The sequence below is a fragment of the Pseudophaeobacter sp. 1A16562 genome (assembly GCF_041008785.1).
GTDB classification, from domain to species: domain Bacteria; phylum Pseudomonadota; class Alphaproteobacteria; order Rhodobacterales; family Rhodobacteraceae; genus Phycobacter; species Phycobacter gallaeciensis_A.
Genome location: NZ_JAXGFT010000002.1, coordinates 33,906 through 49,953, shown reverse-complemented (window position 1 = coordinate 49,953; position 16,048 = coordinate 33,906). Strand labels below are relative to the sequence as shown.

Annotated in this window: 14 protein-coding genes; 8 read left to right on the top strand and 6 right to left on the bottom strand. The window is 63.3% G+C overall.

The features are described 5' to 3' along the window. Window position 1 precedes the first annotated feature (1 nt). Window positions 2–757: a TSUP family transporter gene (locus SM764_RS02585; protein WP_274829765.1), complete on the top strand. Its 756-nt coding sequence runs from the start codon at window positions 2–4 to the stop codon at window positions 755–757. Beyond that, window positions 757–1,908: an acetate/propionate family kinase gene (locus SM764_RS02580; protein WP_369000943.1), complete on the top strand. Its 1,152-nt coding sequence runs from the start codon at window positions 757–759 to the stop codon at window positions 1,906–1,908. The genes SM764_RS02585 and SM764_RS02580 overlap by 1 nt, the downstream gene beginning before the upstream one ends. A gap of 19 nt (window positions 1,909–1,927) precedes the next feature. Here SM764_RS02580 and SM764_RS02575 read toward each other — a convergent pair whose 3' ends face one another. Next, window positions 1,928–2,779 (bottom strand): phosphate acyltransferase, encoded by an 852-nt coding sequence (locus SM764_RS02575; RefSeq protein WP_369000942.1) that lies wholly within the window; start codon window positions 2,777–2,779, stop codon window positions 1,928–1,930. Window positions 2,780–2,812: 33 nt separating this feature from the next. Here SM764_RS02575 and SM764_RS02570 point away from each other — a divergent pair, with 33 nt between their 5' ends. The 4 genes from SM764_RS02570 to SM764_RS02555 all read left to right on the top strand — a co-directional run bounded on the left by SM764_RS02570 (window position 2,813) and on the right by SM764_RS02555 (window position 8,565). After that, the gene (locus SM764_RS02570) at window positions 2,813–3,946 is read left to right on the top strand and encodes a citrate/2-methylcitrate synthase (protein ID WP_369000941.1); all 1,134 of its coding nucleotides are present in this window, start codon (window positions 2,813–2,815) and stop codon (window positions 3,944–3,946) included. A gap of 118 nt (window positions 3,947–4,064) precedes the next feature. Next, window positions 4,065–6,899, top strand: coding sequence for a molybdopterin oxidoreductase family protein (locus tag SM764_RS02565; protein ID WP_369000940.1), 2,835 nt, complete (start codon window positions 4,065–4,067; stop codon window positions 6,897–6,899). Further along, entirely contained in the window at window positions 6,896–7,678 is a 783-nt protein-coding gene (locus SM764_RS02560) for a 4Fe-4S dicluster domain-containing protein (RefSeq protein ID WP_369000939.1), read from the top strand. Before SM764_RS02565 ends, SM764_RS02560 begins: the two co-directional genes overlap by 4 nt. Then, a complete protein-coding gene (locus SM764_RS02555; protein WP_368947896.1) occupies window positions 7,678–8,565 on the top strand; it encodes a dimethyl sulfoxide reductase anchor subunit family protein in 888 nt (295 codons plus the stop codon). Before SM764_RS02560 ends, SM764_RS02555 begins: the two co-directional genes overlap by 1 nt. Window positions 8,566–8,639: 74 nt before the next feature. On the opposite strand, the gene dapA is transcribed toward SM764_RS02555, so the two are convergent. Then, window positions 8,640–9,512: a 4-hydroxy-tetrahydrodipicolinate synthase gene (gene dapA / locus SM764_RS02550; RefSeq protein ID WP_368947895.1), complete on the bottom strand. Its 873-nt coding sequence runs from the start codon at window positions 9,510–9,512 to the stop codon at window positions 8,640–8,642. Window positions 9,513–9,652: 140 nt separating this feature from the next. Between dapA and SM764_RS02545 the strand changes: the two genes are divergently transcribed. Next, a complete protein-coding gene (locus SM764_RS02545) occupies window positions 9,653–11,611 on the top strand; it encodes a lytic transglycosylase domain-containing protein (RefSeq protein WP_369000938.1) in 1,959 nt (652 codons plus the stop codon). On the opposite strand, the gene SM764_RS02540 is transcribed toward SM764_RS02545, so the two are convergent. Both SM764_RS02540 and mnmC2 read right to left on the bottom strand, forming a co-directional pair. After that, window positions 11,585–12,472: a DMT family transporter gene (locus tag SM764_RS02540; protein ID WP_274834918.1), complete on the bottom strand. Its 888-nt coding sequence runs from the start codon at window positions 12,470–12,472 to the stop codon at window positions 11,585–11,587. The genes SM764_RS02545 and SM764_RS02540 overlap by 27 nt on opposite strands. Next, on the bottom strand, window positions 12,469–13,137 hold the full coding sequence (gene mnmC2 / locus SM764_RS02535; RefSeq protein WP_369000937.1) for a tRNA (5-methylaminomethyl-2-thiouridine)(34)-methyltransferase MnmC2: 669 nt from the start codon (window positions 13,135–13,137) through the stop codon (window positions 12,469–12,471). The genes SM764_RS02540 and mnmC2 overlap by 4 nt, the downstream gene beginning before the upstream one ends. 58 nt (window positions 13,138–13,195) lie before the next feature. On the opposite strand from mnmC2, the gene SM764_RS02530 reads away from it, so the two are divergent. Further along, window positions 13,196–14,260: an NAD(P)/FAD-dependent oxidoreductase gene (locus SM764_RS02530; protein WP_369000936.1), complete on the top strand. Its 1,065-nt coding sequence runs from the start codon at window positions 13,196–13,198 to the stop codon at window positions 14,258–14,260. A gap of 234 nt (window positions 14,261–14,494) precedes the next feature. On the opposite strand, the gene SM764_RS02525 is transcribed toward SM764_RS02530, so the two are convergent. Both SM764_RS02525 and SM764_RS02520 read right to left on the bottom strand, forming a co-directional pair. Next, window positions 14,495–15,352: an HTD2 family dehydratase gene (locus tag SM764_RS02525; protein WP_490363063.1), complete on the bottom strand. Its 858-nt coding sequence runs from the start codon at window positions 15,350–15,352 to the stop codon at window positions 14,495–14,497. A gap of 86 nt (window positions 15,353–15,438) precedes the next feature. Continuing rightward, entirely contained in the window at window positions 15,439–15,981 is a 543-nt protein-coding gene (locus tag SM764_RS02520) for an NADPH-dependent FMN reductase (protein ID WP_369000935.1), read from the bottom strand. Window positions 15,982–16,048: the final 67 nt, after the last annotated feature.

Below are 16,048 nucleotides of genomic sequence, written 5' to 3'. Positions count from 1 at the left end.
AATGATGCTGCCCTTTGATCTGCCATTTGATCTGAATGGAGGTCAGGGCGCCTATCTGGCCGCCGCATTGTTTGTGGCGGCCTTTATCCGTGGCTATTCGGGATTTGGCTTCTCGGCAATCTTTATCATTCTGGCAGCGCTGGTGACCAACCCACTGCCGCTGATCCCGGTGGTCTTTGCTTGTGAAATCACGATGACCGCCTTTCAGGCGCGCGGCATCCGGCCTCATATCGACTGGCAGCGGGCATTGTTGCTGCTGGGCGGGGCCGCCATTGCCACGGTCCCCGCCATCGCCATCATGTCCCGCCTGGGCGAAGATCAGGCCCGGCTTGCCATATCGGCACTTGTGCTGATGCTAAGCCTCATCCTGCTCAGCGGCTGGCAGCTGCGCCGCCCCATCGGGGGCAAAGGCAACCTCGGCGTCGGTCTTGTGGCCGGCATTGCCAACAGCGCCGGTGTCGGCGGCCTGCCCGCTGCCGCGTTTCTGACCGCCCAGCCCATCCCCCCTGCCGTATTTCGCGCCACCATGATCGTGTTTCTGACCGGCATCGACATGATGGCCCTGCCGGTGATGGCGGCAAACGGGCTGACCGGGGTCGACACGCTTTACGGGGTGCTGCTTGCCTTTCCCATCCTTGGGGCCGGGATCTGGACCGGCAGCCAGCGCTTTGCCAGCGCCGACCAGAAGAATTTCCGCCGTGGTATCGTGCTGTTGCTGACCGTGCTTTCGGTGCTGAACATCGTGCGGGTGCTCTGATGGCCGATGCACGGGTTCTGATCCTCAATGCCGGATCCTCTTCCATCAAATTCGCTGTCTTCGACAGCGCGTTCGAAGAGCAGGTGCAGGGTCTTGCCGACGGGATCGGCGGCGCCTCGCGGCTGATCGTGGACGGCGCCGAGACCGAAATCCCCTTTATCGACCATAAGGCCGCGCTTTCGGCCATCCTGAACGCGCTGGCGGATCGCGGCATCACGGCAGGCAGCTTGACGGCGATAGGCCACCGGGTGGTGCATGGCGGACGCAATCTGACCGCCCCCACCCGCATCACGCCCGAGGTCCGCGCCGAGATCGCCGAGTGCACCCCGCTGGCGCCGCTGCACAATCCACACAGCCTGGCCGCCATCGACACCATGGGGGAACTCGCCCCGGACCTACCGCAGTTCGCCAGTTTCGACACCTCCTTCCACGCCACCAATCCCGATGTGGCGACCCGTTATGCCATCCCGCGCATGATCGAGACCAAGGGCATCCGCCGCTATGGCTTCCATGGGCTGTCCTACGCGGCACTGGTGCGGCGCCTGCCGGACCTCTCTGGTGATAAACTGCCCGCCCGGCTGCTGGCCTTTCATCTGGGCAATGGCGCCTCGCTTTGTGCAATCCGGGGCGGGCAATCCATCGCCACCACCATGGGCTATTCACCGCTGGACGGGCTGACCATGGGTACGCGGTCGGGCGGCATCGACGCGAATGCCGTCCTGCGCCTCGTGGAGGACAACGGGCTGGAGCGCACCAAGGCGATCCTCAACCACGAAAGCGGGCTTCTGGGTCTTTCGGGAGGCAAATCCGACATGCGCAAACTGATGCTGGACCCCAGCGCCGACAGCGCCTTTGCCATCGATCACTTCTGCTACTGGACCCTGCGTCATGCGGGCAGTCTGATTGCCGCGCTCGAAGGCATCGACGCCATCGCATTCACCGGCGGCATCGGAGAGAACGCCACCGCCATCCGCGCGCGAATTCTGCGGGGCCTTGAATGGATTGGTGTGCGTATGGACCCCGATGCCAATGAGGCCCGTCAGATGGCGCTGCATTGCCAGTCTTCAGCGGTGAAAATCTGGGTGATCCCGGCGGATGAAGAGCGGCAGATCGCCATGGACGCCCTTACCCTGATGCCGGAGGCGACATGAGCCGCGTCCGGCATATCCCTCAGACCTGCGCGGCGGTCAGCACCGTTGCCGCGACGATGTCGTCAACGCTGGCGCCCCGACTAAGATCGCAGACTGGGCGGGCAAAGCCCTGCAGGAACGGCCCCAGCGCCTGCGCACCTGCCAGTTCCTGGCACAGCTTGTACCCGATATTGCCCGCATCCAAGCTGGGAAAGATCAGCACATTGGCATCCAGAGCCTCGATCCCCTTCTTGGCGGCGATGGCACCGTTCAGCGCCGCATCCGCCTGCACTGGCCCAGCAAAACCCGCAAGCTCGGCTGCTTCGCGCACCCGCGCCACGCTGTCGCCGTCACCCGATGTGCCGGTGGAAAAGGACAGCATCGCCACCCGCGCAGTGCCCAGCAGGGCCTTGGCGGAGGCCGCCGAAGCGCGTGCGATATCGGCAAGTTGCGCCGCATCGGGCGCCACGTTCACCGCGCAGTCGGCAAAGACCAGCTCGCGCCCATCCGGAAATACCATCAGGAAGAATGACGAGGGCAAGGACACCCCGTCGGCCAACCCAATACCAATGCTTGCCGCCTCGATCACCCGGCGGGTGGGAACATCGGCGCCTGCGACCATCGCATCTGCCTCGCCCAGCGCAACCATCGCGGCAGCGCGGTACAAGGGTTTGGAAACCATGCGTTTTGCGATCACCTCTTTCAGACCGCGCGCGGTAACCAAGGCCTCCACATGGGCCTCGGACGGCTCCGCCAGCGGCAAGGGGTCGCACAGGCCGTCGGCGCGCAGACGCTGCGTGGCCTCTGCCACCCGTGCGTCTTCCATTTCCGGGAAAACCACCCGCGCCCGCCGTGCCTTTGCCGCTTCAAATGCATTTTCCAGAACAGTCATATCATTCTCCCTTGCCACACGAAGGAGCCAGCAATGAGCGAAAACGTCAAGATCAACCGCGGCCTGAAGGGCGTCTACTTCGAACGCTCCGGCGTTTCAGATATTGATGGGGCCAAGGGCGAGCTGAGCTATCGCGGCTATTCCATCCACGATCTGGCTACCCATTCCACCTTTGAAGAGGTCTGTTACCTGCTGATCTACGGCGAGCTGCCAACCGCAGGGCAACTGGCGGATTTCGATGCCGATCTGAAAGCGGCGCGGGTGCTGCCGGATGAGATCCACGCAATCATCCGCGCCTGCAAGGACGGCCACCCGATGGATGTGCTGCGCACCTGTGTGTCGGCCCTTGCAGCGTTAGAGCCTGCCAGCCAGCAGGTCGGCGAGGAGGCCTTCCTCGCCAATGGCGTGCGTCTGACCAGCCAGGTGCCGATGATCATCGCCGCGCATGAAGCAATCCGCAACGGCCGCAATCCGGTGGCGCCGGACATGACACTGGGTCATGCAGCCAACTGGCTGTGGATGCTGAAGGGAGAGAAACCCAGCGTGGATGCCGCGCGCCTGGCGGATGTGGATTTCATTCTGCACGCCGAACACGGCTCCAACGCCTCCAGCTTTGCCGCACGCGTCACAGTCGGGACCGAGGCTAATCTTCATGGCGCCATCGTCACGGCGCTGTCGACCCTCGCGGGTCCAGCCCACGGCGGCGCCGCCGAGGACGTGATGAAAATGGTCCACGAGATCGGCACCCCGGACAAGGCCGCCGCCTACGTGAAGGCCAAGCGCGCGGCGAAAGAAGCCGTCACCGGCTTTGGCCACCGGGTCTACCGCAAGGAAGATCCCCGCGCTCGCCACATGCGCGAAGGCGTGCGCAAGCTGGGCGAGGAAATGGGCGCCCCCGAGTGGTACGAAATCCTACAGGCGGTGGTCGAGGCCATGTCTCCCTATGCCCGCCACGGCCTTAATGTGAACGTCGATTTCTATTCCGGCGTGATCTACCAGCTGCACGGCATCCCGATGGACCTCTATGTGTCGATCTTCGCCATTGGGCGCATGCCAGGCTGGGTGATCCAATGCATCGAGCAGCAGCGCGGCAATATCCTGATCCGGCCGCTGACGCTGTACAACGGGCCGGAACCGCGCGGTTATGTGCCGATTGCAGATCGCTGATCCCCACCAAAACGATTTCAAAGAACACATTCCCGGAAAAACCGGGAAAAACAGAAAACTCTCGCGCGGCAGACTGATCCGACCTAGCCTGCCCCGACGCGACGAACAGGGATGACCCATGGGTTTCAACCAGCCTCAGATCGACACCTCGCCCCCGGTTTCCGAGGAGATCCGCCAGACCACCTGCTATATGTGCGCCTGCCGCTGCGGCATCAACGTGCATATGAAGACAGGCAGCGATGGCAAGAAACAGGTCGCCTATATCGAGGGCAACCGCGACCACCCGGTGAACAAGGGTGTTCTTTGCGCCAAGGGCAGCGCTGGCATCATGCAGCACAACGCGCCCTCGCGGCTGCGTGCGCCGCTGAAGCGGGTCGGCCCGCGCGGGTCAGGACAGTTTCAGGAAATCACCTGGGACGAGGCGCTGGATCTGGCGGCCTCCTGGATGGAGCCGCTGCGCAAGAATGCACCAGAAAAGCTGGCGTTTTTCACCGGCCGCGATCAGTCGCAGAGCTTCACCAGTTTCTGGGCGCAGAATTTCGGCACCCCCAACTATGCCGCGCACGGCGGCTTCTGCTCGGTCAATATGGCGACGGCTGGCATCTACACCATGGGCGGTGCCTTCTGGGAATTCGGTCAGCCCGACTGGGATCATACCAAGCTGTTCATGCTGTTCGGCGTGGCCGAGGATCATGATAGCAACCCGATCAAGATGGGTATCGGCCGGATCAAGGCGCGCGGCGCGCGGGTGATCGGAGTCAACCCGATCCGCACCGGCTATAACGCGGTGGCGGATGACTGGGTCGGCATCACGCCGGGCACCGACGGGCTGTTCATCCTCTCCATGGTGCATGTGCTGCTGAAGGCCGGTAAGATCGACCTTGATTATCTCAGCCGTTTTACCAATGCGCCGGTGCTGGTAAACGCCAGCGACGGACCTGAACAGGGCCTGTTCCTGCGCGATGAGACTGGCAAGGAGTTGGTGATAGACCGCAATACCGGCAAGCTGACGCCCTTTGACCAGCCAGGCGTACGCCCGGACCTGCATGCCACCTATCGCCATGCCGGTGTCACCCACAGGCCGGTGTTCCACCTGCTGGCCGAGCGGTATCTGTCTGATGACTACGCCCCTGAAACCGTGGCCGAGCAATGCGGTATCCCCGCCAGTCGCATCCGCGCCATCGCCGCTGAAATTGCCCGTGTCGCCTTTGACGAGGCGTTCGAGCTTGATCAGGAGTGGACCGATTTCCGCGGCGAGACTCACAAGACGATGGTGGGGCGCCCAGTATCCTTCCACTCCATGCGCGGGGTCTCGGCCCATGCCAACGGGTTCCAGACCTGCCGTGCGCTGCACGTCCTGCAGATCCTTCTGGGCACGGTCGAGGTCCCCGGCGGTTTCCGCTTCAAACCGCCCTACCCCAAACCCGCGACCGCGCATCCCAAACCGCACTGCGGCGTGAAACCCGACTGCGCGCTGGATGGCCCGCATCTGGGGTTTGTGCATGGCCCCGATGATCTGGCCCTGTGCAAAGACGGCAGCCCGGCCCGCATCGACAAGGCTTTCACCTGGGAAAACCCGATGAGCGCCCATGGCCTCATGCATATGGTGATCTCCAACGCCCATGCAGGCGATCCATACAAGATCGACACACTGTTTATGTATATGGCGAATATGTCGTGGAACTCTTCGATGAACACCCGCGGGGTGATCGAGATGCTGACCGACACGGACGAGGACGGCGAGTATGTCATTCCGCGCATCATCTACTCGGACGCCTATTCATCGGAAATGGTGGCCTATGCCGACCTGATCCTGCCTGACACCACCTATCTGGAGCGGCACGATTGCATCTCGCTGCTGGATCGCCCGATCTGCGAGGCGGATGCCGCCGCCGATGCCATCCGCTGGCCGGTGGTGGAGCCGGACCGGGACGTGCGCGGGTTCCAGACCGCGCTGGTGCAGCTGGCGAACCGGATGAAACTGCCCGGTTTCACCAATGAGGACGGCAGCGCGAAATATCAAGATTACGCCGACTATATCGTCAACCACGAGCGTAAGCCCGGCATCGGCCCGCTGGCGGGATGGCGCGGCGATGGCGAACAGTCTGGGCGCGGCGCTGTGAACCCCGAACAACTCGACCGCTATATCGAGAATGGCGGATTTCACGTCAGCCATATCCCCGATGCGGCGCTCTACTACAAACCCTGGAACAGCGCCTATCAGGATTGGGCCGTGGGCATGGGGATCTATGACAAGCCCGAACCCTATCTGTTCCAGCTTTATGTGGAGCCGATGCGGAAATTCCAGCTGGCCGCCGAAGGATATGGGGAGCGACAGCCCCCCGACCATCTGCGCGACCGGATCAAGGCCACGATGGATCCGCTGCCGATCTGGTACGAGACCGATCAGCATGGCAACGAAGGTTTCACCATCAACGCCCTCACCCAGCGGCCCATGGCGATGTATCACTCCTGGGGCAGCCAAAACGCCTGGCTGCGGCAATTGCACGGGCGCAATCCCCTGTATGTGCCAACCAAACTGATGCAGCAAAACGGCTTGTCGGATGGCGACTGGGCGCGGGTCACCTCTCCGCACGGAGAGATCACCGTGCCGGTGATGGAGATGGCCGCGCTCAATGAAAACACGGTCTGGACCTGGAACGCCATCGGCAAGCGCAAGGGCGCCTGGGCACTGGATAAAAACGCACCAGAGGCCACAAAGGGCTTCCTGCTCAATCACCTGATCCACGAGCTCTTGCCCCCCAAGGGCGATGGTCTTCGCTGGGCAAACTCGGATCCGATCACCGGACAGGCTGCCTGGTTCGATCTGAAGGTGAAGATCGAAAAGGCCGCCCCGCCAGACGACATCGCGGAAAGCCAGCCCGCACTTGATCCGATTGCATCTCCGGTGGGCACCGGTCCGGACACACTGACATGGAAGGTAGGCAAATGACCGAGCTTCCCACACAGACAAATCGCAAGATGGGGCTGGTGATCGACCTTGATACCTGCGTCGGCTGCCATGCCTGCGTGATCTCCTGCAAAGGCTGGAACACCGAAAACTACGGAGCGCCGCTGTCGGATCAGGATCCCTATGGCGCCGATCCCTCGGGCACCTTCCTCAACCGGGTACATTCCTATGAGGTGCAGCCACAGTCCACAGGCGCCCAGCCCGCCCCCGCTGCCCAGCTGGTGCATTTCCCGAAATCCTGCCTGCATTGCGAAGATGCACCCTGCGTCACCGTCTGCCCCACCGGCGCCAGCTACAAGCGGGTCGAGGATGGCATCGTTCTGGTCAACGAAAGCGATTGTATCGGCTGCGGCCTTTGTGCCTGGTCCTGCCCCTATGGCGCGCGTGAGCTGGATCTGGCCGAGGGCGTCATGAAGAAATGCACCCTTTGCGTGGACCGTATCTATAACGACAACCTGCCCGAAGAGGACCGCGTCCCGTCCTGCGTGCGCACCTGCCCAGCCGGTGCGCGGCATTTCGGCGATCTGAACGATCCCGGCAGCGAAGTGTCGCAACTGGTCGCAGCGCGCGGCGGCATGGATCTGATGCCGGAAATGGGCACGAAGCCTGTGAACAAATACCTGCCGCCCCGCCCCAAGGACCGGATCGAGGATCAGATCGACGTGCTGGCGCCGCTTCTGGCACCGGTCGCGGAGGAACCCAGCGGTTTCCTTGGCTGGCTCGACAAGGCGCTTGATAAACTGCCCGGAGGAGACAGCTGATGCATCCGGCCCCTTCCGTCATCATCTTCACCACCCTCTCCGGCCTCGGCTTTGGCCTGCTGGCCTTTCTTGGCCTCGGAATGCCCGCCGTCACCGGCTGGGTCGCCTTTGTCTTCTACCTCATCGCCTATGCGCTGGCGGTGGGCGGGCTTCTGGCCTCGACCTTTCACCTTGGTCATCCCGAACGCGCCTGGAAAGCCTTCAGCCAGTGGCGCACAAGCTGGCTCAGCCGCGAAGGCTGCACTGCCGTCGCCGCGCTGCTGGTCATGGGGCTGTATGCGGCTGGGGCTGTTTTCTGGGACGCTGACTGGCGCCTCCTCGGCCTTCTGGGCGCTGCGCTCAGCATCGGCACCGTTTTCACCACCGCGATGATCTATACGCAACTAAAGACAATCCCGCGCTGGCACAGCCCGCTGACGCCGCTGGTCTTCCTCAGCTTCGCCATCGCGGGCGGTGCGCTGCTGGCCGGACAAGAGAGCCTTGCGCCATGGCTGCTAGCACTCGCAGGCGTGATCCAGCTGGCCTATTGGGCCAAGACGGACAAGGCGCTGGCGCACTCCGGCACCGACATCGCCACCGCCACGGGGCTAGGCAATCAAGGCAGCGTGCGCGCATTCGAGCCGCCCCACACCGGCAGCAACTACCTGCTGCGCGAGTTCGTTTATGTGGTGGGGCGCAAACACGCCTTGAGATTGCGCGTCATCGGCTTTGGCCTGGGGTTCGCATTGCCGATTGCCCTGATGGTGATGCCGTTTGACAGCGTGATGATGAAACACCTGATGGCAGGCGTCGCGGTGCTGCTGCATATCGCAGGGATTGCCTGCCTGCGCTGGCTGTTCTTTGCCCAGGCTGAACATGTCGTCGGCCTCTACTACGGCAAACGCTGAACGCATCTGATTTGAACAACGAAAAAGGCGGCCCCGAAAGGAGCCGCCTTCTTAAATCGGAAAACCGGTTGGCCTTAGATCAGACCTGCGTGCTTCATGGCCGCGTCGATCGCTGCCTTGGTGCTGTCCTCCAGCGTGGTCAGCGGGCAGCGGACCTCTTCGCTGCACAGGCCCAGCTTGGACAGGCCGTATTTCGCGCCCACAAGGCCCGGCTCAATAAAGATCGCCTCGTGCAAGGGCATCAGGCGGTCCTGATAGTCCAGCGCGGTCTTGTAGTCGCCTGCAAGGGTCGCGGCCTGGAACTCAGCGCAGAGTTTCGGCGCCACGTTTGCGGTGACCGAGATGCAGCCAACGCCGCCATGGGCATTGAAGCCAAGCGCGGTTGCGTCCTCACCCGACAGCTGGATGAAGTCGGGACCGCAGGAGCCTCGCTGCTGGCTAACGCGGGCCAGATCGCCGGTGGCATCCTTGACGCCAACGATACGCGGCAGCTTGGACAGCTCACCCATGGTCGCCGGTGTCATGTCGACGACCGAGCGGCCCGGAATATTGTAGATCACGATCGGAATATCGGCGCAGTCGTGCAGGGCTTCGAAATGCGCCACCATGCCGCGCTGGGTCGGCTTGTTGTAATAGGGCGTTACAACCAGCGCCGCATCGGCACCGATACGCGCCGCAAACTCGACAAAACGAATCGCTTCGACGGTGTTGTTCGACCCTGCGCCCGCGATGACCGGGACCCGGCCTGCTGCGGCCTTGACCACCTCGGCGATCACGGTTTCGTGTTCTTCATGGCTCAGCGTCGGGCTTTCACCGGTGGTGCCAACGGGCACGATACCGGTCGACCCCTGTTCGATATGCCATTCTACCAAGTGTTTGAGCGTATCCAGATCCAGCTCGCCGTTGCGAAACGGGGTGACGAGGGCTGGCATAGAGCCTTTGAACATGGGCACGCTCCCTTAGTTGCGAATGGTCGGCAGGCAAAGCGCCGCCGGAATGGTGGACACGACCGGGTTTTGAGTTGATACCGGCGCGTCACGGATTATCGTCACAGCCTCTATCCCCGGTTCACGAGAAAATGCAAGACATGACACGCATTCTGGCCTTCATTCTGCTACTCCTGCCCCTGCTTACCCCGCAGATAGCGCAGGCGGACAGGCTTGCTGACGCTCTGGACCTGGTCCGGGGGCAGCAATGGGACGCCGCCGGAGAGATGGCCGGCCCCGAAGCCACCGTCGCCCGCGATGTGATCGAATGGCACCGTCTGCGCGCGGGCGAAGGCTCGGCGCGCGATGTCATGGCCTTTCTGGCGCGGCGCCCCGACTGGCCCGGCCTGCCCTATCTGCGGGAAAAAAGCGAAGCGGCACTGGCCACGGCCGACCCCAAGACCATTCTGTCATTCTACTCTGGCAACCGACCCCAGACAGCCGAAGGCGCGCTGAGCCTTGGCCGCGCGCTGATCGCGGCGGGGCGCCGGGGCGATGGTGAGGCCGAAATCGTCATGGCCTGGCGCACCATGCCGATGACGTCCGAGGTACAGGACGCCTATCTCGCCGATTTCAGCGCCCTGCTGAAACCGCATCATACGGCGCGGCTGAACCGGCTCTTGTGGGACCGCCACCACGTCAGCGCGCCGCGCATGCTGGACCTGGTGCCGGACGGTCCGCGCAAGCTGGCCGAGGCCCGTCTGGCCCTGCAGCAGCGCGCCCCGGGCGTCGATGCCAAGATCGCGGCGATCCCAGCGGATTTGCAGGATGATGCCGGTCTGGCCTACGACCGGTTCGACTGGCGCGACAAAAAAGGACGCCGCGAGGACGCCATCCAGATGCTGATGGATCGCAGCACCAGCGCCGACAAACTGGGAGCGCCGGAAAAATGGCTGCGCCGCCGCCGCGATCTGGCCCGGCAGGACATGCGGGACGGCAACCACGAACGCGCCTACCAGCTGGCCGCCCATCATTTTTCCACCCCTGAGGCGGGCTATGGCTATTCTGACTGCGAATGGCTGGCTGGCTATATTGCCCTGCGCAAGCTGAACGATCCCGGTCTGGCCGCAAAGCATTTCGAGCGCTTCCTCGCCTCGGTCGAAACCCCGATCTCGGTCGGGCGCGGCGGCTACTGGTTGGGCCGTGCCTATGCCGAGATGGGAGAAGTGAACAAGGCGCATGATGCCTATTCCCGGGCTGCCGCCTATCAAACCTCCTTTTATGGGATCCTCGCCGCCGAGGCGCTTGGTCGACCTTTCGATCCGGATCTTGCCAATCCGCCTGCGCTGCCGGACTGGCGCAGTGCCCCCTACCTCAATTCCTCGGTCACCGAAGCGGGTCTGCTGCTGCTGCGCGCCGGAGAGGATGTGCTGGCCGAACGGTTCCTCACCCATCTGACCGAAAGCCTGCCGTCCGAGCAGGCCTTTCAGCTGGGTCAGATGGCGGTGGAAATGGACCGGCCACACCTGGCAGTGATGATCGGAAAACGCGCGGCACAATCCGGGATCGAGCTGAAAGGCGCCTATTACCCGCTGCACCCGGTGGCGAAAAAGGACCTGCCGATGGCGCCCGAGATGACCCTAGCCATCGCCCGGCGCGAAAGCGAATTCGACCCCGGCGTGATCAGCCACGCAGGCGCACGCGGGCTGATGCAGGTGATGCCCGCCACAGCAAAACTGGTGGCGAATGAACTGGGCATCCTGTCCGAGCACGAGACTGCCCGCCTGACCGCTGAATGGGACTATAACGCAACTCTTGGCGCGCAGTATCTTGCCCGTCTCGCCGAAGAGTTCGGTGGCAACGTGGTGATGATGGCAGCTGGCTATAACGCAGGCCCGCATCGCCCTGCGGCCTGGATGGAACGCTATGGCGACCCCCGCGACGGCACCCCGAACATCATCGACTGGATCGAGCACATCCCCTTCAACGAGACCCGCAACTACGTAATGCGCGTCACCGAAAGCCTGCCGGTCTATCGTGCACGGCTGGGGCAGACACCGCTGCCGGTGCCGTTTTCGCGGGAGTTGACCGGATCAACGCTGGCGGCGTTCGCGCCATAGGGTGAACAGCCCCGCCGCCACCACGATCCCGGCGCCCAGCGCCACGTTGAACCGGATGGTTTCCGAAAAGATCACAAGCCCCAGCATCGCCGCCCAGGGCAGTTGCAGATAGGCAAAGGGCTGCACCGCGCTTGCCTCTGCCGCCTCATAGCAACGGATCAGCAGGTAGTGCCCCAGAGCGCCGGTCAGGCACAATAGCCCCATCCAACCCCAGTCCGGCGTGCTCATCGCCTCCCAGTTCCACAGGCCGATCGGCGTCATAAAGACAACGCCGACAACGCCCACGTAAAAGAAACTGGTGGCCGAATTGTCCTTGCGCGCGGCATAGCGCGTTAGAAGCCCATAAAGAGCGAACATCAGCGCCGCCAAGAGCGGCACCAGTGCAGCCGGTTGGAACACGCCGATCCCCGGCTCCAGAATGATCAACACCCCAAGGAAACCGATCAGAATGGCGCTCCACCGCCAGATCCCGACCTTCTCCCCCAGGATCGGCCCGGACAGGGCCGCGATCATCAGCGGGTAAGAAACAAAGACCGCGTGGCTTTCCACCAGCCCCAGCAGGGTAAAGGCCAAAACCATGACACAGATTTCCGCCGCGCAGACAAAGCCGCGAAAGATCTGTAGCCAGATCTGCCGGGTCCGCGCCACCTTTTTCAGACCGCCCGGCTGCCGCAAAGCGATGGAGACGACAAACAGAGACAGGAACCAGTAGCGGATCATCACCACCATGTAGACGTTGTATTCCCCGGCCAGATGTCGCGAGATCCCGTCCTGAAGCGCAAACACGATGGTGGCGCCAATCATCAGCATCACGCCCAGCCGCGTGTTATTGCCTGCCTCGTGGACCTCTGCGCTGCTCATACCAGTTCCGCCTTTGTCATATGCCGTTTGCGCCCATAGCCGGGGATGCGTGTGACGGCAAAGCCCGCCGCCTCCAGGCCCCGGCGCACGAAACCCGCCGCCGTATAGGTCGCGGCGCTGCCGCCAGCGGCGGTGTGCCGGGCCACTTCGGCCATCAGATCCTCACCCCACAGCTCCGGATTCTTGGCCGGGGAAAACCCGTCCAGAAACCAGGCATCGGCCTGCCCCGTCCACTCTGGCAGCGACAGGCGCGCGTCGCCGGTGATCATCTCGAAGCAAAGCGTGCCCAGATCGCAGCTGCCCTGCCCCGTCCAGACCGCGAGGAACCTTTCGGCCCAGGGCGCGACCGCAGGAAAGGCCTCCAGCGCCCGGGCCATATCGGCAGGCACCATCGGAAAGGCCTCAAAACTGGTGAATTGCAATGCGCCCACCTGCCCGCTGTCCTCCCACAGCTTCCAGGCGGCGAGCAGGTTCAGACCGGTGCCGAACCCCAGCTCCGCAATATGAAAACCTGGCCGGAACCGCTCAGGCAGATCATTTCCGGCCAGAAACACATGGCCGGTCTCGGCCAGCCCGTCGTGGATCGAAAAATAGGGGTCATCGAACTGATCGGACACCGGAATGGTGCCATCACGCCAACTGAGCCGGGCCTGCTGGTCTGCCATGCTGTTTTCCCCTAAGTGATGTCACGGAACGGCGCGACACTGGCGAAAGGGCGGGCGAATGGCAATGGCAGATATCACGGTGCGCGGCGCGGGCATTTTTGGTCTTTCGATCGCCTGGATCTGCGCCAGGCGCGGCGCAAGGGTACAGGTGATCGACCCCTTCGGCCCCGGCGCAGGCTCCAGCGGCGGCCTTGTCGGTGCCCTCGCCCCGCATGTGCCGGAAAACTGGAATGCCAAGAAACAGTTCCAGTTCGAAAGTCTTTTGATGGCACAAGATTTCTGGCGCGATGTGGAACATGCGGGCGGTGTCTCCCCCGGCTATGGCCGCACCGGCCGTCTGCAGCCCATCAATGACGATCGAGTGCTGGATTTGGCCCGCCAGCGCGAAAGCACCGCTGCCGATCTCTGGCGCACCAATGCGGGGCAACAGGCCGAATGGCGCGTCTGCGCGGCAGAGGAGTTTGGGGGGTGGGCCCCACCCAGTGCCACCGGCCTTGTGATTCACGACACGCTCAGCGCCCGCATGCATCCCCGCCGGGCCTGCGCCGCGCTCGTCGCAGCGTTGAAGGTGCAGGGTGTGGCTGTAGGCGCAGACGGCACCGATCAGGGTCAGGTTGTTCACGCCACCGGCCATGCCGGGCTGCAGGAGCTGAACCAAACGCTGGGCAAAACCGTGGGGAAAACCATCGGCAACGGCGTCAAGGGACAGGCTGCCCTGCTGCGCCATGATGCCGGAAAGGTCCCGCAGCTTTACGCCGACAGCCTGCACATCATCCCGCATGCGGATGGCACCGTGGCCATCGGCTCCACCAGCGAGCGGGAGTTCGAAAACGGCACAGAGACGGACGCTCAGCTCGACGACATCCTTGCACGCGCCCGCGCCGCGGTACCCATCCTCCAAGGCGCCGAGCTCATCGAACGCTGGGCCGGGGTGCGCCCGCGCGCGAGATCCCGGGCGCCGATGCTCGGCCTCTGGCCGGGCCGCAGCGGGCATTTCATCGCCAACGGGGGCTTCAAGATCGGCTTCGGCATGGCCCCCAAGGTCGCCGAGGTCATGGCCGACCTGCTGCTGGACCAGATTAATGCCATCCCTGCAGGCTTCCGCGTCGAAGACAACCTCTGACGCCGTCATCCCCAGCAGTTTCGCTCCGGGTCAAGGGAGGCGCAGCCTGCGCGCATCGCGCGCCTTGCCCTTGAGGCGGAGCGGAACATCCCAGACTGGAACAGGCGCTTTTGAGGGCAGATCTGCCCCTCAAAACGCTTCTCAGCAGTTTTTTTTCACGCCGCGCAGCGGCGCCGGGCCCAACTGGCAGCGCCCTATTCGCAGAATATGGCCCGGCAGGCGGGAGCCTCTCCCTCATGCGAACTCTGCCGTGGCGCTCATGCATTGGCGCCCATCCGGGCCTCTGACCCACAGATCCGCGCCGTTGCAACAGAACGTAGCGGTTTCAAAATGCATCAATGGCGATGAGGCGCGGAAGCTGAAACGGCGCAAGGCGCCCCCCACCTCTTCGGCGAGCAACATCAGGTGTTGCGCCAAAAGCGGACCATGCACCACCAGACCGTTATATCCTTCGACATCGCGCGCATAATCGAGATCATAGTGGATCCGGTGCCCGTTGAAGGTCAGCGCCGAATAACGAAACAGCAGCGTCGAGGAAAACGCCGCCTCCCGCGCATCACGCTCATCCGTCCGCGCCTCAGGCGGCACCGGTTTTGGCGCCTGTGGGTCTGGATCCTCGCGATAGACTAGATCCTGCCATTCGGTGAGGCACAGCTGTCCGTCTTGCCAGATCTCATGGCGCAGGGTGACAAAGGCCAGCGGCCCACTGCGCCCGTTTTTATGTTCGGCCTTTTCCAGAACCGAGCGTTTTTCTGCCGGACTGCCGACCCGCAGGGGCGCGTCGAACTGCAACTGCCCGCCTGCCCACATGCGCCTTGGCAGACCGAGATCGGGGATCAGCCCGCCCGTGCCACCGACCCGCGGATGACCATCGCGGCCCAGTGCCTCGGGCGGCTGCGGGGTCCAGAAATACAGTTGATGAAAGAACGGCGGCAGAACGCTGCCCTCGGTGACTTCCGCTTGCTGCCCCAGCGCCACCTGAAAGGCTGCGGCGCGGGCCGGGTCCATGACATCGGTTTGCCGGACCTCAGAGCTGGTATCGGGGCCAGGTTCGGTACGGGGGGCGGGATTTGTGGGACTGACTTCGCTCATGCCGTGACCTTAGCCACGTCTTCGGAAAGGACAAGCCGCCGAAGGCCAGGAGGACCACTGGCGCGCCCCTGCCCTTTACGGTTTGATCAGCGCTCGATTTCGCGGCGCAGGTTCTGCATCAGCGTTTCCAGCGTGCCCCGGTAGATCTCGCTTGTCAGCTGGCCGCTCTCGTCGAACTCCTTCGACGAACTGGCCAGATGCACCTCGGGCCCGGACACAAGGCGCGGCTGAAACGGCACCATGAAACCGCGCAGCACCATCTGCGCCCGCTCACCACCCGAGCGGCCACCCGCCGCCGACATGACGGCCACGGGTTTACCCGCCCAGGGCTTGCCCTTGGTACGGCTGACCCAATCCAGCGCGTTCTTCAGAACCCCAGAGGGGCCTTTGTTATACTCTGGGGTCGAGATCAACACCGCATCCGCCGCAGCGATCTGATCAGCCAAGAGCTGCACCCCGGCAGGCACACCATCGCGATCTTCGTCATCGCCATCGTACAGCGGCAGGTTCAGGTCGCCCTCCACGTGGGAGCAGGCACCGAACAGACGCACCGCCTCTTTCAGCAGCATGCGATTGGTTGCAGCCCCGCGTAGGGATCCGGAGAGAGTGAGAAGTAGCGGATCGGACATCAGAACATTCCTTGACTAACACATTGACACTCAAGGCCCTGTCATAGGCCTGACTTACCAATAGCTT

Coding starts and splice junctions, on each gene's coding strand:
- SM764_RS02585 (WP_274829765.1), top strand. CDS start 2: ATGATGCTGCCCTTTGATCTGCCATTTGATCTGAATGGAGGTCAGGGC.
- SM764_RS02580 (WP_369000943.1), top strand. CDS start 757: ATGGCCGATGCACGGGTTCTGATCCTCAATGCCGGATCCTCTTCCATC.
- SM764_RS02575 (WP_369000942.1), bottom strand. CDS start 2,779: ATGACTGTTCTGGAAAATGCATTTGAAGCGGCAAAGGCACGGCGGGCG.
- SM764_RS02570 (WP_369000941.1), top strand. CDS start 2,813: ATGAGCGAAAACGTCAAGATCAACCGCGGCCTGAAGGGCGTCTACTTC.
- SM764_RS02565 (WP_369000940.1), top strand. CDS start 4,065: ATGGGTTTCAACCAGCCTCAGATCGACACCTCGCCCCCGGTTTCCGAG.
- SM764_RS02560 (WP_369000939.1), top strand. CDS start 6,896: ATGACCGAGCTTCCCACACAGACAAATCGCAAGATGGGGCTGGTGATC.
- SM764_RS02555 (WP_368947896.1), top strand. CDS start 7,678: ATGCATCCGGCCCCTTCCGTCATCATCTTCACCACCCTCTCCGGCCTC.
- dapA (WP_368947895.1), bottom strand. CDS start 9,512: ATGTTCAAAGGCTCTATGCCAGCCCTCGTCACCCCGTTTCGCAACGGC.
- SM764_RS02545 (WP_369000938.1), top strand. CDS start 9,653: ATGACACGCATTCTGGCCTTCATTCTGCTACTCCTGCCCCTGCTTACC.
- SM764_RS02540 (WP_274834918.1), bottom strand. CDS start 12,472: ATGAGCAGCGCAGAGGTCCACGAGGCAGGCAATAACACGCGGCTGGGC.
- mnmC2 (WP_369000937.1), bottom strand. CDS start 13,137: ATGGCAGACCAGCAGGCCCGGCTCAGTTGGCGTGATGGCACCATTCCG.
- SM764_RS02530 (WP_369000936.1), top strand. CDS start 13,196: ATGGCAATGGCAGATATCACGGTGCGCGGCGCGGGCATTTTTGGTCTT.
- SM764_RS02525 (WP_490363063.1), bottom strand. CDS start 15,352: ATGAGCGAAGTCAGTCCCACAAATCCCGCCCCCCGTACCGAACCTGGC.
- SM764_RS02520 (WP_369000935.1), bottom strand. CDS start 15,981: ATGTCCGATCCGCTACTTCTCACTCTCTCCGGATCCCTACGCGGGGCT.